The sequence below is a fragment of the Rhodopseudomonas palustris genome (assembly GCF_007005445.1).
Classification (GTDB): domain Bacteria; phylum Pseudomonadota; class Alphaproteobacteria; order Rhizobiales; family Xanthobacteraceae; genus Rhodopseudomonas; species Rhodopseudomonas palustris_G.
Genome location: NZ_CP041387.1, coordinates 4146503 through 4172764 on the forward strand (window position 1 = coordinate 4146503; position 26262 = coordinate 4172764).

21 protein-coding genes and 1 riboswitch are annotated in these 26262 nt (G+C 67.1%); of the genes, 7 read left to right on the forward strand and 14 right to left on the reverse strand.

Annotated features, from left to right (window positions below; translation table 11 throughout):
• Positions 1-104: 104 nt before the first annotated feature.
• The 10 genes from FLL57_RS19050 to FLL57_RS19095 form a co-directional block, all read right to left on the reverse strand.
• Positions 105-689 (reverse strand): c-type cytochrome, encoded by a 585-nt coding sequence (locus FLL57_RS19050; protein WP_047308326.1) that lies wholly within the window; start codon positions 687-689, stop codon positions 105-107.
• A gap of 233 nt (positions 690-922) precedes the next feature.
• Positions 923-2176 carry a PQQ-dependent sugar dehydrogenase gene (locus FLL57_RS19055; protein ID WP_142883702.1) on the reverse strand — a complete coding sequence of 418 codons (1254 nt, stop codon included), beginning with the start codon at positions 2174-2176 and terminating at the stop codon, positions 923-925.
• A gap of 450 nt (positions 2177-2626) precedes the next feature.
• Positions 2627-4276: an OFA family MFS transporter gene (locus FLL57_RS19060; protein WP_047308328.1), complete on the reverse strand. Its 1650-nt coding sequence runs from the start codon at positions 4274-4276 to the stop codon at positions 2627-2629.
• Positions 4277-4337: 61 nt separating this feature from the next.
• Entirely contained in the window at positions 4338-4553 is a 216-nt protein-coding gene (locus tag FLL57_RS19065) for a formate dehydrogenase subunit delta (RefSeq protein WP_013500579.1), read from the reverse strand.
• On the reverse strand, positions 4543-5370 hold the full coding sequence (fdhD, locus tag FLL57_RS19070) for a formate dehydrogenase accessory sulfurtransferase FdhD (RefSeq protein WP_142883703.1): 828 nt from the start codon (positions 5368-5370) through the stop codon (positions 4543-4545). The genes FLL57_RS19065 and fdhD overlap by 11 nt, the downstream gene beginning before the upstream one ends.
• Positions 5371-5372: 2 nt before the next feature.
• Positions 5373-8219, reverse strand: coding sequence for a formate dehydrogenase subunit alpha (gene fdhF, locus FLL57_RS19075; protein WP_142883704.1), 2847 nt, complete (start codon positions 8217-8219; stop codon positions 5373-5375).
• A 12-nt stretch (positions 8220-8231) separates the two neighbouring features.
• A complete protein-coding gene (locus FLL57_RS19080) occupies positions 8232-9788 on the reverse strand; it encodes a formate dehydrogenase beta subunit (RefSeq protein ID WP_142883705.1) in 1557 nt (518 codons plus the stop codon).
• Positions 9785-10255 carry a formate dehydrogenase subunit gamma gene (locus tag FLL57_RS19085; RefSeq protein ID WP_142883706.1) on the reverse strand — a complete coding sequence of 157 codons (471 nt, stop codon included), beginning with the start codon at positions 10253-10255 and terminating at the stop codon, positions 9785-9787. Before FLL57_RS19085 ends, FLL57_RS19080 begins: the two co-directional genes overlap by 4 nt.
• A 333-nt stretch (positions 10256-10588) precedes the next feature.
• Positions 10589-11482 carry a LysR family transcriptional regulator gene (locus FLL57_RS19090; RefSeq protein ID WP_142883707.1) on the reverse strand — a complete coding sequence of 298 codons (894 nt, stop codon included), beginning with the start codon at positions 11480-11482 and terminating at the stop codon, positions 10589-10591.
• A 287-nt stretch (positions 11483-11769) separates the two neighbouring features.
• Positions 11770-12993 (reverse strand): DUF3419 family protein, encoded by a 1224-nt coding sequence (locus FLL57_RS19095; RefSeq protein WP_142883708.1) that lies wholly within the window; start codon positions 12991-12993, stop codon positions 11770-11772.
• Positions 12994-13145: 152 nt separating this feature from the next.
• Here FLL57_RS19095 and FLL57_RS19100 point away from each other — a divergent pair, with 152 nt between their 5' ends.
• The 5 genes from FLL57_RS19100 to FLL57_RS19120 all read left to right on the forward strand — a co-directional run bounded on the left by FLL57_RS19100 (position 13146) and on the right by FLL57_RS19120 (position 17410).
• Positions 13146-13883, forward strand: coding sequence for a class I SAM-dependent methyltransferase (locus FLL57_RS19100; RefSeq protein WP_142883709.1), 738 nt, complete (start codon positions 13146-13148; stop codon positions 13881-13883).
• Complete coding sequence (locus FLL57_RS19105) at positions 13880-14203, forward strand: DMT family transporter (protein ID WP_142883710.1); 324 nt, start codon at positions 13880-13882, stop codon at positions 14201-14203. The genes FLL57_RS19100 and FLL57_RS19105 overlap by 4 nt, the downstream gene beginning before the upstream one ends.
• Before the next feature lie 51 nt (positions 14204-14254).
• A riboswitch (cobalamin riboswitch) is annotated at positions 14255-14469 on the forward strand.
• Positions 14470-14542: 73 nt separating this feature from the next.
• On the forward strand, positions 14543-15601 hold the full coding sequence (locus FLL57_RS19110) for a HoxN/HupN/NixA family nickel/cobalt transporter (protein WP_142883711.1): 1059 nt from the start codon (positions 14543-14545) through the stop codon (positions 15599-15601).
• Between the two features lie 7 nt (positions 15602-15608).
• Positions 15609-16634, forward strand: a complete 1026-nt coding sequence (locus FLL57_RS19115; RefSeq protein WP_142883712.1) for a FecCD family ABC transporter permease — start codon at positions 15609-15611, stop codon at positions 16632-16634.
• Positions 16631-17410 (forward strand): ABC transporter ATP-binding protein, encoded by a 780-nt coding sequence (locus FLL57_RS19120; protein ID WP_142883713.1) that lies wholly within the window; start codon positions 16631-16633, stop codon positions 17408-17410. Before FLL57_RS19115 ends, FLL57_RS19120 begins: the two co-directional genes overlap by 4 nt.
• 11 nt (positions 17411-17421) lie before the next feature.
• Here the strand turns inward: FLL57_RS19120 and cobD are convergent, their stop codons facing one another.
• Positions 17422-18411: a threonine-phosphate decarboxylase CobD gene (gene cobD / locus FLL57_RS19125; RefSeq protein WP_142883714.1), complete on the reverse strand. Its 990-nt coding sequence runs from the start codon at positions 18409-18411 to the stop codon at positions 17422-17424.
• A gap of 63 nt (positions 18412-18474) precedes the next feature.
• On the opposite strand from cobD, the gene FLL57_RS19130 reads away from it, so the two are divergent.
• Entirely contained in the window at positions 18475-19287 is an 813-nt protein-coding gene (locus tag FLL57_RS19130) for an ABC transporter substrate-binding protein (protein ID WP_142883715.1), read from the forward strand.
• A 1-nt stretch (position 19288) separates the two neighbouring features.
• Positions 19289-20260: an adenosylcobinamide-phosphate synthase CbiB gene (gene cbiB / locus FLL57_RS19135; RefSeq protein WP_142883716.1), complete on the forward strand. Its 972-nt coding sequence runs from the start codon at positions 19289-19291 to the stop codon at positions 20258-20260.
• Here the strand turns inward: cbiB and FLL57_RS19140 are convergent.
• From FLL57_RS19140 to cobN, 3 genes are all read right to left on the reverse strand, one after another.
• Complete coding sequence (locus tag FLL57_RS19140) at positions 20233-21717, reverse strand: cobyric acid synthase (protein WP_142883717.1); 1485 nt, start codon at positions 21715-21717, stop codon at positions 20233-20235. The two genes, cbiB and FLL57_RS19140, sit on opposite strands and share 28 nt — an antisense overlap.
• Before the next feature lie 139 nt (positions 21718-21856).
• Positions 21857-22483, reverse strand: a complete 627-nt coding sequence (gene cobO, locus FLL57_RS19145) for a cob(I)yrinic acid a,c-diamide adenosyltransferase (protein ID WP_013500564.1) — start codon at positions 22481-22483, stop codon at positions 21857-21859.
• Positions 22480-26193, reverse strand: a complete 3714-nt coding sequence (cobN, locus tag FLL57_RS19150; RefSeq protein ID WP_013500563.1) for a cobaltochelatase subunit CobN — start codon at positions 26191-26193, stop codon at positions 22480-22482. The genes cobO and cobN overlap by 4 nt, the downstream gene beginning before the upstream one ends.
• Positions 26194-26262: the final 69 nt, after the last annotated feature.

The window sequence follows — 26262 nt, forward strand, 5'->3', positions numbered from 1 at the left end:
CCGGGTTCGCGCGTTTCACGCGCGCCCCGGAATGACCATTTTGGCGCGTACTCGGCCTCCCAACGACGGTGAGAAGGCCTGCTTGGCCGTCTCCCAATCCGGTCCTAATTCAAATGCGCCAGATAATGCGCCAGCGCGTAGATCTCTTCTTCGCTGAGCTGATAGGCAACGTCGGCCATCGCCGCCATCGCGCCGCCGGAGCGTTGGCCGGATTTGTATTCGTTGAGCGCCTTGATCAGGTATTCCTCGCGCTGACCGGCGAGCCGCGCGGTGGCCTTGGTGCCGGCAAAATTGTCGGTGTGGCACGAAGCGCAGCGCCGCCCCACGGCGGCCTCGGCGCCCTTGCGCGACAGCTCCGGTTTTTCGTCCGGCTTCGGGTTCTTCATCGGCGGTAGCGAGGCGTAATAGGCGCCGAGATTGCGGATGTCCTCGTTGGTCAGTTCTTCGACGATGGTTTTCATATTGGCGTTCTCCCGGGTTCCGGCGCGGAAGAACACAAGCTGCCATTGGATGTAGAGGTCGGGCTGGCCGGCGAGCGACGGCGTGTACTCCATTTTGGAGACACCGTCGGCTCCATGGCAGAACGAGCAGACGCCGGCCCTGGCCTTACCGGCCTGAATGTCGCCGGCGAGAAGCGGAGACGCAAACAGACTGAAGCAGAACGACAGCGCGGCAAGCAGGCGAGTCATGCAAGGGGCCTCTGTTGGCTCAGAGTTATGATTGGAGTTCGTCATTCCGGGATTCGTCGCGGTCGGCGCAGCCGGCCGGAACGAAGGCCCGGAATCCATAACCACTGTGCTCGCGGTGAATCGCCAAGACGGTGGTCGTGCCTGACAACGGGCCCCGGGAGTATGGATTCCGGGCTCGCCGCTGCGCGGCGTCCCGAAATGACGAACGTGGAGTGCGTGAGCTCAGCACAGGCTCACTTGCTGTAGCTGATGCGATAGATCGCACCGGCCCAGTCGTCGGCCACCAGCATCGAGCCGTCCTTGGCCAGCACGATGTCGGCGGGTCGGCCGAGATAGCCCTGGCCGCCTTCGATCCAACCGGTGGCGAAATCTTCCTGCTTGGCGTTCTTGCCGTCCGGATCGGCGATCACCCGCTTGATCAGTCCGCCCTGATATTTGTGCCGGTTCCACGAGCCGTGTTCGGCAATGAAGATGTTGTTCTTGTATTCTGCCGGAAACTGGTCGCCGGTGTAGAACTTCATGCCGAGCGGCGCGACGTGGGCGCCGAGATTCAGTACCGGCGGGGTGAATTCCGAGCACTTGTGGCCCATCGCGAATTTCGGATCCGGCATGTCGCCCTGATGGCAATACGGATAGCCGAAATGCTCGCCGAGCCTCGTGATCATGTTGAGCTTGTCGCTCGGCAAGTCGTCGCTGACCCAGTCGCGGGCGTTCTCGGTGAACCAGTATTTGCCGGTACGCGGATCGACGTCGCCGCCGACCGAGTTGCGGACGCCGAGGGCGACCAGTTCGGCATTGCCGGTTTTGGGATCGACGCGGCGGATCTGCGACAACGAGGTCGGAGGGATGCCGATGTTGAAGGGCGGGCCGAACGGCACGTAGAACCAGCCGTCCTTGTCGGCGGCCAGATACTTCCAGCCATGCGCGACGTAGGGCGGCATGTCGTCGTACACGACCTTGCCCGAGCCGAGATTGTCGAGATTGGCCTCGGCATTGTCGTAGCGGATCAGCTTGTCGATATCGATCACATACAGCGCACCATCGCGGAACGCGACGCCGGTCGGCATCTTCAGGCCCTTCAGGATGGTCCTGACCTGTTTCTTGCCGTCTTTGTCGGTGATCGCGTAAACGCTTCCGACGCCGAACGAGCCGACGAACAGCGTGCCGTTGTCACCCCAGGCCATCTGCCGCGCGGACAGCACGCCGGAGGCATAGACCTCGATCTTGAAGCCGGGCGGCAGCTTGATCTTCTTCATGATCGCCGCGAGTTCGGCGTCGGACGAGCCGGTCGGCGGACCGGCCGGCGGCGCCAGGCCCTTCTGCGCTTCGGTCTCGTCGCCGAGGAACCAGTCGGACGGCGGGTTGGTCCAGAACTCCTTGGTGCCGGATTCGTACTTCTTCAGCCCCTGCGCGCCGGCTTGCGAAATCGCGGCGGCCGCCAATGCAATGGCGCAGGCACCAACGGATCGTATGAAGACCGACTTCATCGCGTTCACTCCCTCGCCGCGGCCGTCAACGCAGCCGCTATTTCGTTATGCGACGTCTGATGCGTCGTCAGCGGCGTTCGTGCGCCAGCGGCCAAAGGCTAACACAACCGCGGCAGGAGAGAAGATGATTGATGATGAATCGCAATAGAGGCGACGCGATCAGTTCGCTGCGCTGCAATCGATGCGGCGCAATGCAGTCAAGCCGCTTACTCAGAGCCATCACGGCAGTCACAAACCCAACCTCATGGTGAGGAGGCGCAAAGCGCCGTCTCGAACCATGCGCCGCAGGCGATGTGGCTCCTCATCCTTCGAGACGCCCGGCTTCGCCGGGCTCCTAAGGACGAGGAGTCCGTGCCTGTTGAGAGGCTTCGGTCGGAAAACGACAATGCCCGGCACGAGGCCGGGCATGACGTGGAGAGTCCCCCAACTTAGTATCGCAGTTGGCGCGGCTCAGAAGATCTTCACAGCGTTTTGCAGCGTGATCCAAACGCCCCAGGCGAGCGGAATGCCGACAAACAGCCAGAACGCCGCGGCGCGGGCGTCGAGGCCACCCTTGCCGATGCCGTAGGAGCCGCCGCCGGCATTGGCGGCGGCGCCCTTGGCCTGCAGCGCCGCCACTTCCTCCGGCTTCATGAACCATTTGTCGGCGAGCGGCTTGACCATCGCGTTACAAATCAGGCCGATCACCAGCATCCCGGCGAGGATGTACATGGTGAAGTCGTAGACCTGCGCCCGCTCGACGCCGGCCGCGATCTGCGCCTCGCGGATGTAGTTGACCACCACCGGGCCGATGATGCCCGCGGTCGCCCAGGCGGTCAGCAGCCGACCATGGATTGCGCCGACGAACTGGGTGCCGAAGATGTCGGCCAGATACGCCGGCACCGTGGCGAAGCCGCCGCCGTACATCGACAGGATGACGCCGAAGGCGAGCACGAACAGCGCCTTGCTGCCCATCGCGGCGAGCGTCGGAACCAGCGCATACAGCACGATGCCGAGCAGAAAGAACACGTAATAAGTGTTTTTGCGGCCGATGTGATCCGACAGCGACGCCCAGAAGAACCGTCCGGCGATGTTGAACAGCGACAGTAACCCGGCGAAGCCGGCGGCGATGCCGGCGATCACGGTCTTCTGCTCGGCTGACAACTGATTGAACGACAGGTCCGGCAGGCCGATCAGCTTGCCGCCGAAGATCTCCTGCAACATCGGCGACGCCATGCCGATGACGCCGATGCCGGCCGAGACGTTGAGGCACAGCACCGCCCAGATCAGCCAGAACTGCCTGGTCTTGTGGGCGTCCTTCAGGTGCACCTGATGTGCTGTGATGTAAGCGTTGTTCTTCTCAGGCGGGGTCCAGCCGTCCGGCCGCCAGTTCGGCGGCGCCAGCCGATAGGAGAACGCCCCGATGGTCATGAACACGAAGTAGATCAGCCCCATCGCCAGGAAGGTCTGCCACACGCCGACATCGGTCGGGGTGCGGAAGTAGTTCATCAGCATGTTGGCGAGCGGGGCGCCGATCATCGCGCCGCCGCCGAAGCCCATGATCGCCATGCCGGTCGCCATGCCGCGGCGGTCCGGAAACCACTTCACCAGGGTCGACACCGGCGAGATGTAGCCGAGCCCGAGCCCGATGCCGCCGATCACGCCGGAGCCGAGCCACAGCAGCCAGAGCTGATGCAGATAGATGCCGAGAGCCCCGAGCACGAGACCGCCCGACCAGCACACCGCCGAGACGAAGCCGGCCTTGCGCGGGCCGACCCGCTCCAGCCAGCCGCCCCACACCGCGGCCGAAGCGCCGAGTAGCACGAAGAACAGCGTGTACATCCAGCCCATCGAGGCGACGCGCCAGTCGCAGGTGGTGGTGAACAGCTCCTGCACGATCGTCATGTCGGTGCAGACTTTCGGCGCCGACAGTCCGACCGCGCGCGACAGGGGCAGCCAGAACACACTGAAGCCGTAGGCCATGCCGATGCAGAGGTGAATACACAGTGCGGCGGGCGGCACCAGCCATCGATTGTAGCCCGCAGTGGCGATAATCCGTTCGCGATCGAAAATACCCGGCCGTGCGCCGGACAGCCGTCCGGCACCATCCAACGTGGTCATGTGGTTTCCTTCCCCTGTTGCGGTCGTCCGTTTTCGGACTGACCGTCGTCGCCTGCGCTTGCTAAGCTGCCGTTTTCAATGCCTCCACTGCGGCCCGCACCTCCGGCGCGAGCCCGTCCCCTCCGGCGTCCAGATGCGCGATGATCGCCCGGCGCATCCGTGGCTCCCAGAATTTCTTCAGATGCTCGGTGATTCCCGGCACCGCGTTGTCCGGCCCCTGGCTGCGAAAGAACGCGCCGATCTGATTGGCCATGTACACCAGCCGGTCAGGCGACATCGGCAGCTCCGTTGCGATCGGTCTCGACGATGCGCTGCGGATGCGTGAAGATTTCGAAGCCGTCCGAGCGGGCGATCGCCGCCAGCGTGATGCCGGCGGATTCCGCCATCCGCACCGCCAGCGCGGTCGGCGCCGAGACTGCAACCAGCACCGCCGCGCCGATCGCCGCGGTCTTCTGCACCATCTCGACCGAGACCCGGCTGGTGAGCAGCACGATGCCGTTTGCTGCAGCGATACGATCGCGCGCCAGCGCGCCGGCGAGCTTGTCGAGCGCATTGTGGCGGCCGACGTCCTCGCGCAAATGCACGATGCCGCGCTCCGGCGTGAAATAAGCAGCGGCGTGCACCGCGCGGGTCGCGACGTTGAGGGTCTGTAGCGGCGGCATCGCCTCGATCGCGGCAATGATCTGTTGCGGCGAGAAGCTGCGGCCCTTGCCGACGGTGGCGACAGGACGCACCGCCTCGGCGATCGAATCGACGCCGCACAGCCCGCAGCCGGTCGGCCCGGCGATATGGCGGCGGCGCTGCTGCAAGCGTGCGGCGACATCGCCGCCGAGCCACATCCGCAGCTCGACGCCGTCATCATGCGGCACGATCTCGACGCTCTCGATCTGCTCAGGCCGTTCGATCACGCCCTCGCTCAGGCTGAAGCCGATCGCGAAGTCTTCCAGATCAGCCGGCGTCGCCATCATCACCGCCTGGGTCGAGCCGTTGTAGCTGATCGCGACCGGCGTCTCTTCGGGGATCGCACGCGTGCCATCCTGCATCCGGCCGTTGCGCCAGACCTTGGTGTTGCCGGTGTGAACCGTCGGCTTCATCGTCACTCCGCCGCTTCGGCCGGCGCCGCGATCCGCCGCGCCGCGGTGGCCTGCTGCTCGTAGGAGCGCTGCCACTCCGACGGGCCGTTCGATGGCGCCACCTGCACGGCCGTCACCTTGTATTCCGGGCAGTTGGTGGCCCAGTCCGAGTACTCCGTGGTGACGACATTGGCCTGCGTATCCGGATGATGGAACGTGGTGTAGACCACGCCCGGCGCGACGCGGTCGGTGATCAGCGCCCGCAGCGTGGTCTCGCCGGCACGGCTGGCGAGCCGCACCCAATCGCCGTCGCGCACGCCGCGCTGCTCGGCGTCGTGCGGATGGATCTCCAGCCGGTCCTCGTCGTGCCATACCGTATTGGCGGTGCGCCGCGTCTGCGCCCCGACATTGTATTGCGACAGAATACGCCCCGTCGTCAGCAGCAGCGGGAATCTTGGTCCGGTGCGCTCGTCGGTCGCGACATATTCGGTGATGACGAACTTGCCCTTGCCGCGGACGAAGTGATCGACATGCATCACCGGCGTGCCTTCGGGCGCGCGCTCGTTGCACGGCCACTGGATCGAGCCGAGTTGTTCGAGCCGGTCGTAGGACACACCCGTGAAGGTCGGCGTCAGCGCGGCGATCTCGTCCATGATCTGCGACGGATGCGTGTAGTTCATGGTGTAGCCGACTGCCTCGGCGAGCCGTAGCGTGACTTCCCAATCTTCAAGGCCGTTCTTCGGTGACATCACCTTGCGCACCCGCTGGATGCGGCGCTCGGCATTGGTGAAGGTGCCGTTCTTCTCCAGGAAGGTCGAGCCCGGCAGGAAGATGTGGGCGTAGTTGGCGGTCTCGTTGAGGAACAGGTCATGGACGATGACGCATTCCATCGCTTCGAGGCCGGCGGCAACGTGCTTGGTGTTGGGGTCGGACTGCAGGATGTCCTCGCCCTGCACGTACAGCGCCTTGAACGAGCCGTCGACCGCGGCGTCGAGCATGTTGGGGATGCGCAGGCCCGGCTCGTTGTCGAGCTTGACGTTCCACAACGCCTCGAAGCTCTCGCGCACTGAATCCGTCGAGATATGCCGATAGCCCGGCAATTCGTGCGGGAACGAGCCCATGTCGCAACTGCCCTGCACGTTGTTCTGGCCGCGCAGCGGGTTCACGCCGACGCCCGGCCGGCCGAGATTGCCGGTGGCCATCGCCAGATTGGCGATCGCCATCACGGTGGTCGAGCCCTGGCTGTGCTCGGTGACGCCGAGGCCGTAATAGATCGCGCCGTTGCCGCCGGTGGCGTACAGCCGCGCCGCTTCGCGCAGGCTGTGCGGATCGACGCCGGTGAAGGCGGCAGTCGCTTCCGGACTGTGGCGCTCGTCGGACACGAACGCAGCCCAGTGCTCGTACTCGCTCCAGTCGCAGCGCTCGCGCACGAAGGCCTCATTAGCAAGGCCTTCGGTGACGATGACGTGGGCCAGCGCGGTCAGGACCGCGACGTTGGTGCCGGGCTTCAGCGGCAGATGCTGCGCAGCCTCGATATGGGCCGAGCGAACGAGGTCAATCCGGCGCGGATCGACCACGATCAGCTTGGCGCCCTGTCGCAGCCGCTTCTTCAGGCGCGAACCGAACACCGGGTGACCATCGGTCGGGTTGGCGCCGATGATCATCACCACGTCGGCGTGCTCGACCGAGTCGAAATCCTGCGTGCCGGCGGAGGTGCCGAACGCGGTCGACAGGCCGTAACCGGTCGGCGAGTGGCAGACGCGGGCGCAGGTGTCGACGTTGTTGTTGCCAAAGCCGGCGCGGATCAGCTTCTGCACCAGGAAGGTTTCCTCATTGGTACAGCGCGATGAGGTGATGCCGCCGATCGAGTCGCGGCCATATTTGGCCTGGATGCGCTTCAGTTCTGAGGCCGCGTAGCTGAACGCTTCGTCCCAACTCACTTCGCGCCAGGGCTCGCTGATGCTGGAGCGGATCATCGGGTTGAGGATGCGTTCCTTGTGGTTGGCGTAGCCCCAGGCGAAGCGGCCCTTGACGCAAGAGTGGCCGCGATTGGCCTTGCCGTCTTTGTACGGCACCATGCGGACCAGCTCTTCGCCGCGCATCTCGGCCTTGAAGGTGCAGCCGACGCCGCAATACGCGCAGGTGGTGACCACCGAGCGCTCCGGCGTGCCGATCTCGATCACACTCTTCTCGTTCAGCGTCGCGGTCGGACACGCCTGCACGCAGGCGCCGCAGGACACGCATTCCGAACCGAGAAAACTCTCCTGCATGCCAGGCGACACGACAGAGTCGAAGCCGCGGCCGGCAATGGTCAGCGCGAAGGTGCCTTGCACTTCCTCGCAGGCGCGGACGCAGCGCGAGCAGACGATGCACTTCGACGCATCGTAGGTGAAGTACGGATTGGACTCGTCGAGGCCCGGATTGGGATGCTTCTCGCCGGAGTAACCGTAGCGCACGTCGCGCAGGCCGACCGCGCCGGCCATGTCCTGCAGCTCGCAATCGCCATTGGCCGAGCAGGTCAGGCAGTCGAGCGGGTGATCGGAGATGTACAGCTCCATCACGCCTTTGCGGATCTGCTTCAGGCGCTCGGTCTGAGTATGGACGACAAGACCGTCGGCAACCGGCGTGGTGCACGACGCCGGCGTGCCGCTGCGGCCGTCGATCTCGACAAGGCACAGCCGACATGAGCCGAACGCGTCCACCATGTCGGTGGCGCAGAGCTTCGGGATCGCGGTGCCGATCTCCATCGCGGCGCGCATGATTGAGGTGCCCTCGGGCACGCAGACGCTGCGGCCGTCGATCGTCAGCGTCACCGTGTTCTCGGACAGCGAGCGCGGCGTGCCGTAGTCGGTTTCCTGGACCAGAGCCATATCGATCGTCCTTTATTCCGCGGCCTGCAGGCGGCGCGGCGCGAGGCCGAAATCTTCAGGGAAGTGCGTCAGCGCGCTCAGCACCGGGATCGGCGTCAAGCCGCCCAGCGCGCACAGCGAGCCGAACTTCATGGTGTTACAGAGGTCTTCCAGCACGGCGATGTTCGCCGCGGGCCGGTCGCCGGTGATGATCTTGTCGACGGTCTCGGCGCCGCGGGTCGAACCGATCCGGCACGGCGTACACTTGCCGCAGGATTCGTGGGCGCAGAATTCCATCGCAAACCGCGCCTGCTTGGCCATGTCGACAGTGTCGTCGAACACCACGACGCCGCCATGCCCGACCATGCCGCTCCGCGCGGCGAACGCCTCGTAGTCGAACGGCGTATCGAACAGCGCGCGCGGGAAGTAAGCCCCGAGCGGGCCGCCGACCTGGACCGCGCGCACAGGCCGGCCGCTCAGCGTGCCGCCGCCGATCTCGTCGACCAGTTCGCCGAGCGTGATACCGAATGCCACCTCGAACAGCCCGCCGTGCTTGACGTTGCCGCCGAGCTGGATCGGCTTGGTGCCGCGCGACTTGCCCATGCCGCAATCCGCATAGGCCTGCGCACCGCCGTCGAGAATGTAGGGCACCGCCGAGAAGGTGAGCACGTTGTTGATCACCGTCGGCCGGCCGAACAGGCCTTTATGCGCCGGCAGCGGCGGCTTGGCGCGCACCGTGCCGCGCTTGCCTTCGAGGCTTTCCAGCATCGAGGTTTCTTCGCCGCAGATATAGGCGCCGGCGCCGACCCGGACTTCGATGTCGAACGAATCGGTCGAGTGGCAGATGTGCTCGCCGAGATAGCCGGTGCGCCGCGCCGCCTCGATCGCGGCGTTCATCGCCTCGACCGCATGCGGATATTCCGAGCGGATGTAGATGTAGCCCTTCGTGGCGCCGACCGCGATGCCGGCGATCGTCATGCCCTCGATGATCATGAAGGGATCGCCCTCCATCAGCATCCGGTCTGCGAAGGTGCCGCTGTCGCCCTCGTCGGCGTTGCAGCAGATGTATTTCTGGCCACGCCCGGCCTGGGCCACGGTGCGCCATTTGGTGCCGGTCGGAAAGCCCGCGCCGCCGCGGCCGCGCAGGCCGGACTTGACGACGTCGTCGATGATCGCGTCCGAGCTCATCTTCAGCGCGCGTTCGAGCCCGCGATAGCCGCCATGAGCGCGATAATCGTCGATCGAGCGCGGATCGACGATGCCGCAGCGCGCAAAGGTCAGCCGGGTCTGCCGCTTCAGCCACGGGATCTGTTCGGTGAGCCCCTGCTTCAGCGGATGCGTACCATCGCTCAGAATCGCATCGAGCAGCGCCGGCACATCGGCCGGCGTCACCGGCCCGTAGGCGACGCGGCCCTCGGGCGTGTCCACCTCCAGCATGGGTTCGAGCCAATACAGCCCGCGCGAACCGGGGCGGACCAGATCGACCGGCAGATCGCGCGCATGCGCGTGTTCGAGCAGCGCGGCCGCGACTTCGTCGGCGCCGACCGCGAGCGCACCGGAATCGCGCGGGATGAAGACGCGCAAACTCATCGCTGCGCCTCCGCCAACAGAGCATCGAGCTTGCCGGCATCGAGCCGGCCGACCACGCGCTCGTTGATCATCGCCGAGGGCGCCGTGGCACACAGGCCGAGGCAATAGGCCGGCTCCAGCGTCACCGCGCCGTCCGCGGTGGTGGCGCCGAAGGTGACGCCCAGCCGGGTCTCGACATGCGCCGCCAGCGCGTCGCCGCCGGCGGCCTGGCAGGCTTCGGCGCGGCACAGCTTCAGCACATGGCGGCCCGGCGGGGCGCGGCGGAAATCCGGATAGAAGGTCAGGACGCCGTGGACTTCGGCGCGCGACAGGTTCAGCGCCTGCGCGATCATCGGCTCGGCGCCCTGCGGCACATAGCCGAACGCTTCCTGCAACGCCTGCAGCATCAGCAGCGTCGCGCCTTCCTTGTGCGTCAGCCCGGCGATGATCTCGCTCGCGCGGGCGGGTTCCCATGGTTCGTATTGCATCGGCGCTCTTCGTCGTCGTGGATCGCCGGATGAGAATAAGAATTGTTCAAAAGATCAATAAAGCTGTCCAATGCTGCGATAAGGAATTCGCAACGACAAGGGCCAGTCATAACCACAAGGTGCAGCCATCGCCCTCTCCGTCATTCCGGGGCGCCGCGCAGCGGCGAACCCGGAATTCGGAGGTTGTTTGCGCCAGGAGATTCCGGGTTCGCTCACTTCGTGAGCGCCCCGGAATGACGCGTGGAGGCGACTGCACGCCAAACCGGTCGGTTTGCACTGAGCTTCTGGATTGCTTCGGCGCTTCGCGCCTCGCAACAACGAACCGGACGCCGATCAGCTCTGCAGCGTCGGCGCGACTTCGCGGGCCACCTGCATCAGGGCCGCGACCAGCGGCGTGTAGGGCTCACGCGGCGGCACGACGAGGCCGATACTGTAGGCGACCATCGGCTCGACGATCGGAATGGTGCGAACTTCGTCGCCGAGCCCGAGCGTCTCGGCGAGCTTGGCCGGCATCACGCTGGCCCAGCGCCCGGTCTTGACGTGGGTGTACAGCACGATGATCGAATTCGAGGTCAGCGTCGGCTGCGCACTGGTGCCGGCGGCGCGAAGCGCCCGGTCGATAATGCGGCGATTCTGCATGTTGGGCGTCAGCAAGCACAGCGGCACCTGGCCGACCTCGCGCCAGGTCACCTGATCGCGATCGCCGAACATCCCGTCAGGCGACGTGATCAGCCGGTAGCTTTCCTGATACAGTGGCACGCTGCGGACTTTGCCGACCGGCTCGTTCTCGGTGTAGGTCAGCCCGGCGTCGACTTCGAGGTTTTCGAGCAGGCCGAGCACTTCCGAGGAGGTGCAGGACAGGATGCTGAAGCGGACGTTGGGATGCCTGGCGCGGAACGGTGTGGTGAGCTGCGCCACCATGCCGAGCACGGTCGGGATCGCGGCGATCCGCAGTTCCCCGGACAATTCGCCCTTCATTGCGCCGATATCCTGGCGCATCGCGCGGCTGTCGCCGACAATGCGGCGGGCCCATTCCAGCGTGCGCTCGCCCTCCGGCGTGAAGCCGAGAAACCGCGAGCCGCGCTGCACCAGCATCACGCCCAGAATCTCTTCGAGCTGCTTGATGCCGGTCGACATCGTCGGCTGGGTCACGCCGCAGGCTTCCGCGGCTCGGCCGAAATGCCGCTCCTTGGCGAGCGCGAGTAGCAGCTCGAACTTGTCGATCAAACCGGCCTCTTGGAAACTCTGGTGAATTTCGAGAGTCTTGCCCGATCAGGACGCAATCGGCAAGGCGGCCTGGCGGCCACGCCGTTGCGGGCTCTCAGGCAACAATAACCCCGCCTCCCGGTTGCGCATCGGGAGCGCGGGGCCAGTCTGGGGAGAGACGCTGCCGGCGCGGGAAGCACGAACCATCCGCACCACGCTTCGTCATCAGCACGCTAACTGATTGGCGGGGATGCGGATTGAGATGGATCAAGCTGAGCGAACCGGCGCGCGAACACACCGGCGGCGGTTCAGCCGACGCTGCCGCTCCGCCGCATGTAGCAGTGGAAGCCGCCGTAGATCCCCGAGCGGTCGCGGTCGAAGCCGATGGCGCTGCGGGTGGCGTCGCGCTGCCAGGTCTGTTGCAGCGGGGCGAGCGGTTCGGTCTCCAGCGGGGATTCGGCTCCGGCGGTGCGGAAGATCACCCGCACCTGCTCCTTGCCGGCGCGATCGATCGCATCCCACAGCGCGCGGATTTCGTCCGGCGCCATCCAGTCCTGCGAGTCGAGCAGCACCACGGCGTCGATCTGGCGGGCCGGCAGGCTCTCCAGGAACACCCGCAGATTTTCGTGCACCGGGATCACCAGGCCGGCGCCGGCGCGCATCTGCTGATAGCGGCTCTCCTGCAGATACAGCGGCAGGCAGCGGTCGCCGGGGCCGGGATAGCTCCGGCTCAGCGCCTGCCAGGCGAAGTAATTGGTCTCGTTCGGATAGACGTCGATCAGCCGCAGCAGCCGCTGATGCAGCACTTCGTTGAGCGGCTGGTCGCCGCCGAGCAGTTCGCGCTGCTGCGGCGGAATGCCGAGGCTGAACAGCAACGCCGGCGTCCCTGTGAGCATGCGGGCGAATCGCGAATGGAACAGCCGGTCGACGCGCTGCAGCGCCGCCTGCCGCTCCGGCGAATCCGGCGCGCCCTTCAGCAGCACGTCGAGATCGATCTTGGCCAGACGCGCCAGCAGATGCGCGAAGCCGATGAAATGGCCGAGCGCGCCGTGGCGATAGAACCCGTCGGTGAAATAGCGGTAGCGCGGCCGGCCGCGAAAATCGCGCTCGTCCCAGTAGCCGCGCGCGTCGCGGTCGAGCGCCGGGCGCAGCCGCCGGCGATACACATCGGCATTGTCGGCCGCGGTCCCTTCGCCGAAGAACTGCCAGAACGACGCGTAGTCCGGCAGCGCGCGCAGGCCTGCGAGCTTCAGCTCGAGCAGCGCCAGATGCGCCTCGTTGAGATCGACCGCGAACACCTGCGCCGGCTTGGCGGTGAGGTAGGACAACGCGTTGCAGCCGCCCGACGAGATTGTCACGATGGTCGAGCCGATCGGCAATTGCAGAGCCGCGAGGTCGGCCTCGGGATCTTCCCAGATCTGGGTATAGACCAGGCGGCGAAACCAGATCGAAAACAAAGCGTCCCACAGCGTCGACTCGCTGCGATCCTTGCTGTTGCGGACGGCGTCCGCGATCAGTTGCTGCGTGTTCATCAAATCCTCGACTCGGCAATCGATCCAAATTAGCTGCGCAACACTGCAGTTTTGCGACAGCGTGGAACTGATCAGTGCCGCCGCCTTTGTCATCACCCTGTCGCCTGAAATCGCGATGGAAGGCGGATGATGCCGAACCAGGGTGGCAGGCCATGACGACGCTCACTCGCACCGATCTTCCGCGCACCGAGCTGACGCACCCCGAACTCATTGCCGATCCGGCGTGGCCGGTCGACGCGACCTCGCGCATGAATCGGATGTACCGCTATCAGCGCCACATCTACGATCTGACCCGCCGGTATTATCTTCTCGGCCGCGACCAACTGATCGCCGAGCTGCAACCGAAGGCGGGCGAAACCGTGCTTGAGGTCGGCTGCGGCACCGGCCGCAACCTGATCCAGGCGGCGACGCGATACCACGAGGCGAAATTCTTCGGCCTCGACGTTTCGACCGAGATGCTGACCTCGGCGATCAGTTCGATCGAAGGCGCCGGGCTGATGGCGCGGGTGAAGGTCGCGCATGGCGACGCCACCGCGTTCACCGCACAGGCGGTGTTCGGCCAGGCGGTCGCCTTCGACCACGTCATGATCTCCTACAGCCTGTCGATGATCCCGGACTGGACCGCGGTGATTGATCGCGCCGTGGCCAATCTGAAGCCGGGCGGCAAGCTGCACATCGTCGATTTCGGCGACCAGCGCGGCCTGCCTTCGGTGGCGCGCAACCTGTTGCGGCGCTGGCTGACGCTGTTCGACGTCACCCCGCGCGACAGCCTGGAAGCCGTGTTGATGCAGGTCGCGACCCGCACCGGCGCCGGCCTGCGGTTCGAGCGGCCGTATCGCGGCTATGCGCAAGCCGCCGTGCTGACGCTGCCGCCGCGCAACAAGCCATGACCGGTTGGCTCGCGCTGTTTGCCGCGGGCCTGATGGAGATCGTCTGGGCGCTGGGGCTGAAGCATTCCGAGGGCTTCACCCGGTTCTGGCCCGCGGTCGTGACCCTGGCGGCCATCCTGGCCAGCTTCTGGCTGATGAGCATCGCGCTGAAATCGCTGCCGTTCGGCACCGCCTACGCGGTGTGGACCGGAATAGGCGCTGCCGGCAGCATTGTGGTCGGGATGACGCTGTACGGCGAGCCGGCGAGCGGCGTCCGGGTGCTGTGCCTGTCGATGATCGTGGCCGGCATGATCGGGCTGAAGCTCAGCACGCCGGCGTGAACAGCATACCGCCCGACCAAGGCGGCGATTGACAAAGCCCACCCGCTTCCATTTGATCGCGCCCGTTCAGGTGTGCCGGGAATCGTCCGGCACAGGGAAGCCGGTGCGGGCCCAAGCTTATGGCCGCAAACCCAAATCCGGCGCTGCGCCCGCAACTGTGAGCGGCGAGCGATCCTTCAATCGGCCACTGGGCGGCACTTGCCCGGGAAGGCGAAGGATCGCGACGACCCGTGAGCCAGGAGACCGGCCTGAGCGCGTCATCTTCCACCGTGCGGCGCGCGCGGCTGGAGCGGTCCGCCGCACAGGTGACAGGATGCTGCTCACCGGCCGGAGACCGCCATGACCGAACTCGTTCTGCCCGCTTCTTCCGATGGATTCCGCTTCCGCCTGATCGCCGTGCTCGGCGGCCTGGTGCTCGCCAATATCGCCGCCTGGGCCTGGGCGCTGACTGCGTTCGCGGGCGAGCCGGTGCTGATCGGCACAGCGGTGCTGGCCTACAGTCTCGGCCTGCGCCATGCGCTGGACGCCGACCACATCGCGGCGATCGACAACGTCACCCGCAAGCTGATGCAGGAGGGCAAGCGGCCGGTCACGGTCGGGCTGTTCTTTGCCCTCGGCCATTCCACCGTGGTGCTGGTGGCGTCGCTGGCGATCGCGATCGCGGCCAATTCGCTGACCGAGCGGTTCTCCGGCTATCGCGAGATCGGCGGCGTGATCGGCACCTCGGCGTCGGCGCTGTTTCTGTTCGCGATCGCCATCGCCAATCTGTCGGTGCTGAGCGGCGTGTATCGCGCGTTCAAGAAGGCCAAGGCCGGCGAGATCGTGCACGACGACGACATCAACGAGCTGCTGCAGCAGCGCGGCTGGCTGGCGCGGCTGTTCCGGCCGCTGTTCCGCTTCGTCTCCAAGAGCTGGCAGCTATTTCCGATCGGGCTGTTGTTCGCGCTCGGCTTCGAGACCGCCAGCGAGATCAGCCTGTTCGGGCTGGCCGCGAACGCGTCTGGAAACATTTCGCACTGGTCGATCCTGGTGTTCCCGGCGCTGTTCGCCGCCGGCATGACGCTGGTCGACACCCTCGACGGCGTGCTGATGCTCGGCGCCTATGGCTGGGCGTATCGCAACCCGGTGCGCAAGCTGTACTACAACATGACCATCACGACGGTCTCGGTGCTGGTGGCGCTGCTGATCGGCGGCATCGAGACGCTCGGGCTGCTCGCCGGGCGCTTCCATCTCGAGGGCGCGTTCTGGGAGTGGATCGCCGACCTCAACGAGAATTTCGGCGCGCTCGGCTACGGCATCGTGGCGCTGTTCGTGGCGAGCTGGATCGTCTCCACCATCATCTATCGCCTCAACGGCTATCACCGGCTCGACCAGGGTGCCGCGGCCGTGCAGAAATGAGCCTGGCATGACCCAACGTTCCGGACCGAATGCGCGCGCAGCCGCGGTGACCGCTGCGCTGGCGGTGCTCGTCGCCGTGCTGGCGATCGGATCGCTGGCGGTCGGTCCGGTCAAGCTGTCGCCGCTCACCGTGGTGCAGGCGCTGGTCGGGCTCGGCGGCGAGGTGCAGCAGATCATCGTGCAGGAGATCCGGCTGCCGCGCACCATCCTGGCGCTGGCGATCGGGGGCATTCTGGGACTGTCCGGCGCGGCGCTGCAGGGCCTGCTGCGCAACCCGCTGGCGTCGCCGTCGCTGTTCGGCGCGCCGCAATCGGCCGCGTTCGGCGCGGTGCTGATCATCGCGCTCGGGCTCGCCGACGTCCGCTCGTTCGCGCTGCCGGTGGCGGCGATCGCGATGGCGTTCGTCTCGGTGTTCGTGCTGCTCGCGGTGGCCGGCCGCAATGCCAGCCTGCTGCTGCTGATCCTCGCCGGCCTCGCGATCTCCGCCCTCGCCGGCGCCGCCACCGCGCTGGTGATGAACCTGTCGGCCAATCCGTTCGCCAGCCTCGAGATCGCGTTCTGGCTGCTCGGCTCGCTGGAAGACCGCAGCTTCCGTCACGTCATGCTGGCGCTGCCGTTCATCGTCGCCGGCGGCGTGCTGCTGTTCAGCCAGCGTGCCGCGTTCCGAGCCCTCAGCCTCGGCGAGGAGACAGCGCAGAGCCTCGGCATCGACGTCGGCCGGCTGCGGCTGATCGTGATCGCCGGCACCGCGCTCGGCGTCGGCGGCGCCGTCTCGGTGTCCGGCACGATCGGCTTCATCGGCCTGGTCGCGCCGCATCTGGTGCGCCCCCTGATCGGCCACGATCCGGCCCGCGTCTTGCTGCCGAGCGCGCTCGCCGGCGCGGCGCTGCTGCTCGCCGCCGACATCGCGGTGCGGCTGATCCCGGCCAGCACCGACATAAAGGTCGGCGTGCTGACCTCGATCATCGGCGTGCCGTTCTTCCTGTATCTGATCGTGCGCGAACGTCGCGCGCTCGGTGGAGGCGTCGCATGAGTGCCGCCTTCCTCACCGCGCACGACCTCGCCGTCTCGCTCTCCGGCCGCGAAGTGCTGCGTGGGGTGTCGCTGTCGCTGACCCGCGGGCATTTGGTGGCGCTGGTCGGCCCGAACGGTGCCGGCAAGACCACGCTGCTGCGCGCCCTCGCCGGCCTGGTCGAGGCGCGGGGCGAGATCACCATCGGCGGCGAGGCGCTGGCGACGATGCCGCTGCGCGAGCGCGCCAAACGGTTCGGCTATCTGCCGCAGGGCCATCTGGTGCATTGGCCGCTGCCGGTGCGCGACGTCGTCGCGCTCGGCCGGTTTCCGCACGGCGCCACCGATCCGGCCTGGCTGTCGCCGCATGACGCCGAGGCGGTGGCGCGGGCGATGGCGGAAACCGACGTCGCCCAGTTCGCGGACCGCATCGTTACCGAGCTGTCCGGCGGCGAGCGCAGCCGCGTCGCGCTCGCCCGGGTGCTGGCGGTCGAGGCGCCGGTGGTGCTCGCCGACGAACCGACCGCCTCGCTCGACCCGCGCTATCAGCTCGACGTGATGCAGACCTTGCGAAGCACCGCCGACGCCGGCACGCTGGTGATCGTCGTCACCCACGATCTCGGCCTCGCCGCGCGCTTTGCCGATACCGTGCTGGTGATGGCGAGCGGCCGGCTCGCCGCCCATGGCGCGCCGAGCGAAGCCTTGTCGGACGAGATCATGCAGCAGGTGTTTCGCGTCAGCGCCTACCGGGCACAGTATCAGGACACTGGCGTGATCCTGCCGTGGTCCGGAACCTGACGGTGCCGCCACTACAGCGGTGCGGCGAGCGCCGCGGCGAGTCGATCGAGCCCGGCGGTATCGGCGGGCAGGCCGAACCTGAGCAGATCGTCCGCCCAGTCGAACCTTCGACACCAGATCCGCTGCTCCGCCAAAACCTCATGCAACCGATGCGCCTCGGGGTGACGCGCCAGCCGGAACAGCGGCGTGCCGCCGACGGTGTCGAGGCCGGCGCCGCGCAGCACCTCGTCGAGCCGCGCCGCCTGCTCGCGCAGTTCGTCGCGGGTCTCGATCGCCCAGGCCCGATCGCGCAGCGCCGCGGCGCCGATCCGCAGCGCCGGCCCGGAACAGCTCCACGGCCCGAGCGCCAATGCGATCCGCCGCGCCGTCGCCTCACCCGCGATCGCAAATCCGAGCCGCACGCCGGCAAGGCCGTAGAATTTACCGAACGAGCGCAACACCACGATCGGCAGCTCGGGCGTGAGCGCTGCCGCAGTCAACGACGGATCGACATCGGCGAAGGCTTCGTCGATCACCAGCCAACCGCCGCGCCGGCGCAGTTCCGCCGCGGCGCGGCGCAAGGCCTCTGGTTCGACGACGCGGCCGTCGGGATTGTTCGGATTCACCACCACCGCGTGGCGGGCTTGCTCCGGAATGTCATCGAGCGAAGCGACGCCGACCAGCTCGCGCCCGGCGTTACGCCAGGCCAGGGCGTGCTCCGCATAAGTCGGCCCGACGATCGCGACGCCGCCCGGTGCGGCGAGATGCGGCAGCCATTGGATCAGTGCCTGGGTGCCGGCGGCAGCGACGATGCCGGACTCATCGGGCACCTCGTAGGCTTGGCGGGCTGCGTCGTACAGCGCGGTCTCGTCGGCCTGCGACGGCAGACGCTCCCAAGCATCCGCGGCAACGTCTGGGATAGGCCAGGGACGCGGATTGATGCCAGTGGAGAGATCGAGCCAGTCGGCAGCATCGCCGCCGTGCCGTGCCATCGCCGCTGTGAGATCGCCGCCGTGCTTCATCACCGTGTCTTGCCACCATCGCGACCAAAGCGCGAGAGGCTCGGCGGTGTTTTAGCCGGATTGATGATACTGTTAGTTGCCAGTGTCGCAAATGCTGCGAGCGCAGCCGCGGCACCCAAGGTGGTGTCGATCAACGCCTGCACCGATCAATTGCTGCTGACGCTCGCAGATCCCGATCAGATCCTCGGGCTGAGCCCCTATGCACGCGATGCCGATCGCTCGTTCCTCGCCGCCGCGGCGGCGCGTTTTCCGCAACTGTCGGGCGAGGCCGAAGAGGTGCTGATGCTGAAGCCTGACTTCGTGGTCGGCGGCCGATACACCAAACGCGCGACGCGCGAGCTGTTGAAGCAGATGGGCCAGCGCATCGTCGAGTTCGATTCGGTGAAGACGATCGAGGAGTCCAAAGCGCAGATCCGGCAGATGGCCGATCTTCTGGGCCATCCTGAGCGGGCTGAGGCATCGATCACCCGCATCGACGCTGCGGTGACGCGCGCCAAACAGGCCGCGTCGCGGACGCGACTCACCGTTCTGCCGCTGGCGCGGCGCGGCTGGGTGTCGGGCCGTGACAGCCTGATCTCGTCGCTGCTCGACATCGTCGGTCTGCGCAACGCCGCCGGCGGGCTCGGATTCAGAAACGGCGGTTTCACCTCGCTCGAAGCGGTGGTGGCGCTACGACCGGACTTTCTGCTGATCACGGACGACAGCGATTTCGCCGAGGACGAGGGCCGCGCCTTCGTGCTGCATCCGGCGCTGCAGCGCTTCTATCCGCCGTCGAAGCGCATTACGGTGCCGGAGCGGCTGACCGTGTGCGGCGGGCCGATGCTCGCGGACGCACTCGACCGGCTGACCGAAGAACTCACCCGCGTGGAGCGATGACATGCTGTTGGATTCCCACGCGCTGCTGATCGTCGTGGTCGCACTCGTGCTCGACGCGCTGATCGGCGATCCTGACTGGCTTTGGAAGCGGCTGGCGCATCCGGTGGTGCTGCTCGGCACGATGATCGGCTGGCTCGACCGCACGCTCAATCGCGACGACTGGTCGGAGCGGACCAAGAAGATCGCCGGCATCGTCGCGGTGCTGTTCCTGATCGCGGTCGCAGGACTGGTCGGGATGTTGCTCGAAGCGCCGCTGCAGCAACTGCCCGGCGGCTGGGTGATCGCGGCCGTGCTGGCCGCGACGCTGATCGCACAGCGCAGCCTGTACGATCACGTCGCACGCGTCCGCGACGCTTTCGCGTCCGGCAGCCTGAAGGAAGCCCGCGAGAAAGTGTCACTGATCGTCGGCCGCGATCCGCAGACGCTGGATGAAGCCGGTGTCTGCCGCGCCGCCATCGAATCCAGTGCCGAGAATTTTTCCGACGGCGTGGTCGCGCCGGTGTTCTGGCTGGCGCTTCTCGGGCTGCCGGGCCTGCTGATCTACAAGACGATCAATACGGCCGATTCGATGATCGGCCATTTGACGCCGCTGCACCGTTCGTTCGGCTGGGCCGCAGCGCGACTCGACGACGTGCTGAATCTGATTCCGGCACGGCTGTCGGGTCTGCTGATCGCGCTGGTCGCACCGATCGTCCGCGGCTCGGTCAGGCAAGCGATCACGGTGATGCGGCATGACGCCGGCAAGCATCGTTCGCCCAATGCCGGCTGGCCGGAATCGGCGATGGCTGCGGCGATCGGCGTCGCGCTCGCCGGCCCGCGCAGCTACGGCGGCAAGATCACGGACGATCCTTATCTCAACGCCGAAGCGCGCAGCGAGGCGACGCCGGCCGATATCGGCCGCGCACTGCGGGTGATGATCGCAGCCTGTGCTCTGCAGGCGGCGATCTACGCGGCGCTGGCATTGGTGCTCTGACGGCTGCGCGCGATTGCAATCATCCGCTCGACGTCGAGATGCGCTTCGAGATGATCGGCCAGCGCATCGAGAGCGGCTTCGATCTGGGATTCGTAAGCGAGCTGCGAGGCGATGCCGAGACCGGCGAGCCAGGCACGACGAAACTCGTCGTTGGTAAACAGGCCGTGCAAATAAGTGCCCTGCACCCGGCCGTCGCGCGAGATCGCGCCATCCGGCCGGCCGCCGATCGTCACCACCGGCCGCGCGCAGTCCGGTCCCTCGGTGCGGCCGAGATGAATCTCGTAGCCATCGACCGGCGCGCCGGTGGCAACATGAGCGCCGCGGACAAGCGTGGTCGACTTGTCGCCCCGCATGATGGTGACCGTGTCGAGCAGACCGAGCCCTTCGACCGTGCCGGACGCGCCATCGACGCCGTCCGGATCCGCGATGCTGCGCCCGAGCATCTGATAGCCGCCGCACAGCCCGAGCAGATGCCCGCCGCGGCGGACATGCGCGGCGATATCGATATCCCAGCCCTGTGCACGCAGAAACGCAAGATCACCGATCGTCGACTTGCTGCCGGGAATGATCACCACGTCGGCCTCAGCCGGGATCGGCGTGCCCGGCGGCACGAACACCAGCTTGACGCCGGGCTCCATCCCGAGCGGATCGAGATCGTCGAAATTGGCGATCCGCGCCAGCATCGGCACGGCGATGATGCGCTTTGCCGCCGAGGCCTGCGCCCGGTCGAGATCGACCGCGTCCTCGGCAGGTAGCAAGGCGGCGGACGGCAGCCACGGCACCACGCCGAGCGACGGCCAGCCGGTCAGCTCGGTGATCGCCGTCAGGCCATGGTCGAACAGCCGCACGTCGCCGCGGAATTTGTTGATCAGATAGCCCTGCATCAGCGCCCGCTCGGCCTCGTCGAGCACCAGATGCGTGCCGGCGAGGCTCGCGATCACGCCGCCGCGTTCGATATCGCCGGCGATCACCACCGGCACGTTCGCGGCCTGCGCGAAACCCATATTGGCGATATCGCCAGCGCGGAGGTTGATTTCGGCCGGCGAGCCGGCGCCTTCGACCAGAACGATGTCGGCCTCGCGCGCCAGATGCGCGAAGCTGTCGAGCACGTGCGGCAGCAGCGCCGCTTTCTTGTCGAGGAAGTGCTGCGCGCCGAGCCGGCCGAAACGCTTGCCTTGCACGATCACCTGCGCGCCGGTGTCGGTCTCCGGCTTCAGCAGCACCGGGTTCATGTGCACGGTGGGCGGCAGCTTCGCGGCGCGCGCCTGCACCGCCTGCGCCCGGCCGATCTCGCCGCCATCGACTGTCACTGCGGCGTTGTTCGACATGTTCTGCGGCTTGAACGGCGCGACCTTCAGCCCCCGCCGCACCAGCGCCCGGCACAGCCCCGCCACCAACGTCGACTTGCCGGCATTGGAGCAGGTGCCCTGGATCATCAGGGCGGGGGTCACAGTCATCGCGCCTTGCTCACCACTTGGCCGTCATTCCGGGGCGCGCCGACAGGCGCGAACCCGGAATCCCGAGGTGTTTTAAAATGTCGAGATTCCGGGTTCGCCGCTGCGCGGCGCCCCGGAATGACAAACGCTGAGGTCGGCATCAAAACTCCACACCCTTCTGCGCCTTCACGCCGGAACGGAACGGGTGCTTCACCAGAGTCATTTCGGTCACCAGGTCGGCAATTTCGATCAACGCCGGGTGGGCGTTGCGGCCGGTGATCACGACGTGCTTGTCGGCCGGTTTCTCGTCGAGCAGCACCGCGACGATTTCCTCGATCGGCAGATAGTCGTAGCGCAGCACGATGTTCAATTCGTCGAGCAGCACCATGCGATGACGATCGTCGCGGATCAACTCCCTGGCGCGGTCCCAGCCGGCGCGCGCCGCGGCGATGTCGCGTTCGCGGTCCTGGGTTTCCCAGGTGAAGCCCTCGCCCATGATGTGCAGCGTCGCCAGCTCGGGAAATTTCGCCAGCAGCTTGGCCTCGCCGGTGTTCCATTTCTCCGACTTGGTGAAGTGCACCACGCCGACCGGCATGCCGTGGCCGATGTGGCGGAACACCATGCCGAGCGCCGCCGAGGTCTTACCCTTGCCGGTGCCGGTGTGAACGATGATCAGGCCCTTGCTGTCGGTCATGCCTGACAGCTTCTTGTCGTGCGCGGCCTTCCGCTTCTTCGCCTTCTCGGCGTGGCGGGCGTTTTCATCGCGGTCGGACAATGGATCGGTCATGCAGCTTCCTTCGGAGTGAGAAATTCGGCGAGTAGATCGGCGGCGCGGTTAGAGCGCGGCATCCACAGCCCGCGCCGGATCGCCTCGTCGAACCGCGCCACGATGTCGCGCAGCGCCGCCGGATTGGCGTCCTGCAGAAACTGGCGCACGGCATCGTCCTCGAGATAGGCGGCGAACAGCAAATCGAAATGGCGGTTGCCGACGGCGTCGGTCGAGGCCGCGAAGCCGAACAGATAGTCCACCGTGGCGGCAATCTCGGAGGCGCCCTTGTAGCCGTGGCGCATCACGCCCTGAATCCACTTGGGATTAGCGGCGCGGCCCCGGACCACGCGCGAGATCTCGTGCGCCAGCGTCCGCGGCAGCGGCGCTTCGGGCCGCGACGTGTCGACATGGGCGATCCGCGGCGCCTGTCCACGCAGGTTTTCGACCGTCGCGGACAGGCCGCCGATGAACTGGTAGTAATCGTCGGAATCGAGAATGTCGTGCTCGCGATTGTCCTGCGCCTGCGCCACCAGATCGATCTGCGTCAGCCGCGCCGCGAATTCGTCACGCGCCTCGGCCCCCTCCTGCCCTGCCCCATAGGCATAGCCGCCCCAAGCGAGGTAGGCGCCCGCGAGATCATCGCGGCTATTCCAGCCGCCGTCGTCGATCATCGCCTGCAGCCCGGCTCCGTAAGCGCCGGGCCTCGCGCCGAACACCCGCGCGCCGGCCTGTTTGGTCGCCAGCTCGGGATCGACGCCAGCGCGAACTAATTGTTCGCTGCGGGCCCGCACCTGCGCGGCGATCGGATTGGCGTCGGCAGGTTCGTCGAGCGCCGCCACCGCCGCCACCGCGCTGGCGATCAGATCCATCTGCACCGGGAAGGCGTCGCGGAACAGCCCGGAGACGCGGAACGTGACGTCGACACGTGGCCGGCGCAGCTCCGACAGCGGCACGATCGCAAAACCGGTGACGCGGCCGGTGGCGTCCTCCCAGGTCGGCCGCGCGCCGATCAGCGCCAGCGCCTGCGCCACGTCGTCGCCGCCGGTGCGCATATTGGCGGTGCCCCACGCCGAAAGCGCGATCGAGCGCGGCCATTCGCCGGCTTCCTGCCAATAGGATTCGATCAGCCGCTCGGCGGCGAGCTGGCCGATCCGCCACGCCGACGGCGTCGGCACCGCGCGAACATCGACCGCGAAGAAATTGCGCCCGGTCGGCAGTACATCGGGACGACCGCGGGTCGGCGCGCCGGACGGCCCCGGCCGAATGAACCGCCCGTCGAGCCCGCGCAGCAGCGCGTCGCGCTCGGCACCGCCGGACGCCTCGATCGCCGGGCGGAGTGACGTCGCGATCCAGTCGAGCACCGGGCCCGCTTGGGGCCATTCGGAGGACGCAGAGTCGCCCGCCACCAGCCGCAACGCGAGCGCTTCGAGGCGCTCGACGGTGTCGCCACTCGTCCGCCACGGCCGATCGCTCAGCGCGGCGAGGATGGCTGGGCGCGGGCCGGCATAGGGCGCAGCCAGATCGCGGGTCAGCGGATCGAATTCGGTACCGTCGGGGTTGATTAGTCCGAGGTCGCGCGCTAGCGCGCGATGCAGCGACGCGTCCTGTGGCTTCAGCTCGGAACGCGGCAGCCGCGCGATCGACACCAGCAGCTCATCGCGCTGCGCGGCCAGCGGCGAACGGCCGAACACGTGCAGGCCGTCGCGGATCTGCATTTCCTTCAGATCGCACAGATGCGCGTCGATCGCCCGCAGTGCGTCGAGCGTCGCGGTATCACGGTCGATCGCGACATCTTCATCGAGCCGCGTCGCCCGCGCCAGCGAGATGATGTCCTCAGCAATCGCGTCCGCGCGCGTCGGATCGAGATCGGCCGCCATCGCATATTCGTCGACCAGCGCTTCCAGCCGCGCCATCTCGTCGTGCAGTTCGGCGCGGGTCATCGGCGGCGTGAGATGATCGACGATCACCGCGGCGGTGCGCCGCTTGGCCTGGATGCCCTCGCCGGGATCGTTGACGATGAACGGATAGAGATGCGGCAGCGGCCCGAGCAGCGCGGTGGGAAAACAGTCGCGGGACAGCCCGGCGCTCTTGCCCGGCAGCCATTCGAGATTGCCGTGCTTGCCGAGATGAATCACCGCATCGGCGCCAAATGCCTGCCGCAGCCACAGATAGAACGCCACGTAGTGGTGCGGCGGCGGCAGCTCCGGATCATGGAAGCTGGATTTCGGATCGATCGCATAGCCGCGCGCCGGCTGCACGCCGACCAGGATGTTGCCGAAGCGATGCAGGCCGAGACGGAAAGCGCCGTACGCGACATGCGGATCGTGCTCCGGCGCGCCCCACCGCGTAGTCACCGCCTCGCGCACCGCCTGCGGCAGTTCGGCGAACGCCGCCGCATAGTCTGCCACCGGCCAGCTCACACCTCCGACCCGCGTGGCACGGTCGTCCAGCTCGTTGGTCGGGCCGCTCTGCAACCGCTCCATCAGCGCTGCGGTATCGGCCGGGAGTTCCCCGGTGGCGTAGCCCTCGGCCCGCAACGTGACCAGCAGATCCTGCAGCGATTGCGGCGTATCGAGGCCGACCCCGTTGCCGAGCCGGCCGTCGCGGTTCGGATAGTTGGCGAGCGCGATGGCGACGCGGCGCCGGTCGCGCGTCAGGTGCCGCAGCCGCACCCAGGCCTGCGCCAGGTCCGCCACCGCGTCGATCCGGTCCTGCAGCGGCTGATACACGGTGGGAGCGAATTCGGCGTCGCCGCCGCGCTGCTTGAACGCCACCGCGCCGGCGAAGACACGGCCATCGACCTCGGGCAGCACGACATGCATGGCGAGGTCGCGCGGATTGAGACCGCGGCCGGATTGCTCCCAATGCTCGCGCGTCACCCCGGCCTGCGCCACCTGCAGAATCGGACAATCGGCAGACGCCAGCACGCCGGATTCGTCGGTCGCGGTGGCGGTCGCGAACGCCGTGGCATTGACGATGACCTCCGGCGGCGTCGCCGCCAGCACGCTGCGCAGGAACGCGATCGAGCGCGCGTCCTTAAGGCTGGTGACGAAGATGCAAACAGGATCGAGCCCACGCGCGGCCAGCGCATCGCGTAGCGCCGCAATCGCCGCGGTGTCGCCGCTCGCCGCCAGGGCCCGATAGAAGATCACCAGCGCGCGTCGGCCTTGCGAGGACCGAGACTCGGCCGGCCAGAACCCGGCGGCCGGCATCGGCCGCGGCGGCGGCGGGCAGTCGTCGCGCAGGATCATCCATGCGGCGTAGCGCAGCGCCAGGCGGATGTTGTCGGTGCCGCCCTCGCTGCAATAGCGCCACAGCGCGTGGGCGTCGTCGAGATCGGCGGTGCTGCGCGCCGCCAGCTCCGCGTTCCACTCCATCTCGCCCGGAACGCAGACGAACTGCGCGCCGCGAGCCAGCGCGTCGCGCCGCAGGCTGTCGACGCCGTGCGGCCAATAGGCTTCGCCGCCGAGCATTCGCAGGATGACCAGCTTGGCCTTCGCCAGCGTGCGCTCGACATACAGATCAACCGAAGCCGGATGGCCGAGCGCCAGGAAATTGGTGAGCTGGAGGGTCGGATAGTCGTCCGGCATCGCGGCGCGCGCCGCGCCGAACGCGGCGAGATCGCTGTCGGCCGCCGACAGCACCACGATATCGGCCGTCGCTTGCCCGAGATCGCGTGCAACGTCGCCGTCGTCGATGCTGACGCTGGTGTCGAGCTTCAGGTGCATCTGCAGCACCGTTGCTGCACGACCGACCTCTCAACGTCACTGCGAGCGAAGCGCAGCAATCCAGCTCCC

Bases quoted from the DNA above. Each gene is read 5' to 3' on its own strand.
- FLL57_RS19050 (WP_047308326.1), bottom strand. From the start codon at position 689: ATGACTCGCCTGCTTGCCGCGCTGTCGTTCTGCTTCAGTCTGTTTGCG.
- FLL57_RS19055 (WP_142883702.1), bottom strand. From the start codon at position 2,176: ATGAAGTCGGTCTTCATACGATCCGTTGGTGCCTGCGCCATTGCATTG.
- FLL57_RS19060 (WP_047308328.1), bottom strand. From the start codon at position 4,276: ATGACCACGTTGGATGGTGCCGGACGGCTGTCCGGCGCACGGCCGGGT.
- FLL57_RS19065 (WP_013500579.1), bottom strand. From the start codon at position 4,553: ATGTCGCCTGACCGGCTGGTGTACATGGCCAATCAGATCGGCGCGTTC.
- fdhD (WP_142883703.1), bottom strand. From the start codon at position 5,370: ATGAAGCCGACGGTTCACACCGGCAACACCAAGGTCTGGCGCAACGGC.
- fdhF (WP_142883704.1), bottom strand. From the start codon at position 8,219: ATGGCTCTGGTCCAGGAAACCGACTACGGCACGCCGCGCTCGCTGTCC.
- FLL57_RS19080 (WP_142883705.1), bottom strand. From the start codon at position 9,788: ATGAGTTTGCGCGTCTTCATCCCGCGCGATTCCGGTGCGCTCGCGGTC.
- FLL57_RS19085 (WP_142883706.1), bottom strand. From the start codon at position 10,255: ATGCAATACGAACCATGGGAACCCGCCCGCGCGAGCGAGATCATCGCC.
- FLL57_RS19095 (WP_142883708.1), bottom strand. From the start codon at position 12,993: ATGAACACGCAGCAACTGATCGCGGACGCCGTCCGCAACAGCAAGGAT.
- FLL57_RS19100 (WP_142883709.1), top strand. From the start codon at position 13,146: ATGACGACGCTCACTCGCACCGATCTTCCGCGCACCGAGCTGACGCAC.
- FLL57_RS19105 (WP_142883710.1), top strand. From the start codon at position 13,880: ATGACCGGTTGGCTCGCGCTGTTTGCCGCGGGCCTGATGGAGATCGTC.
- FLL57_RS19110 (WP_142883711.1), top strand. From the start codon at position 14,543: ATGACCGAACTCGTTCTGCCCGCTTCTTCCGATGGATTCCGCTTCCGC.
- FLL57_RS19115 (WP_142883712.1), top strand. From the start codon at position 15,609: ATGACCCAACGTTCCGGACCGAATGCGCGCGCAGCCGCGGTGACCGCT.
- FLL57_RS19120 (WP_142883713.1), top strand. From the start codon at position 16,631: ATGAGTGCCGCCTTCCTCACCGCGCACGACCTCGCCGTCTCGCTCTCC.
- cobD (WP_142883714.1), bottom strand. From the start codon at position 18,411: ATGAAGCACGGCGGCGATCTCACAGCGGCGATGGCACGGCACGGCGGC.
- FLL57_RS19130 (WP_142883715.1), top strand. From the start codon at position 18,475: ATGATACTGTTAGTTGCCAGTGTCGCAAATGCTGCGAGCGCAGCCGCG.
- cbiB (WP_142883716.1), top strand. From the start codon at position 19,289: ATGCTGTTGGATTCCCACGCGCTGCTGATCGTCGTGGTCGCACTCGTG.
- FLL57_RS19140 (WP_142883717.1), bottom strand. From the start codon at position 21,717: ATGACTGTGACCCCCGCCCTGATGATCCAGGGCACCTGCTCCAATGCC.
- cobO (WP_013500564.1), bottom strand. From the start codon at position 22,483: ATGACCGATCCATTGTCCGACCGCGATGAAAACGCCCGCCACGCCGAG.
- cobN (WP_013500563.1), bottom strand. From the start codon at position 26,193: ATGCACCTGAAGCTCGACACCAGCGTCAGCATCGACGACGGCGACGTT.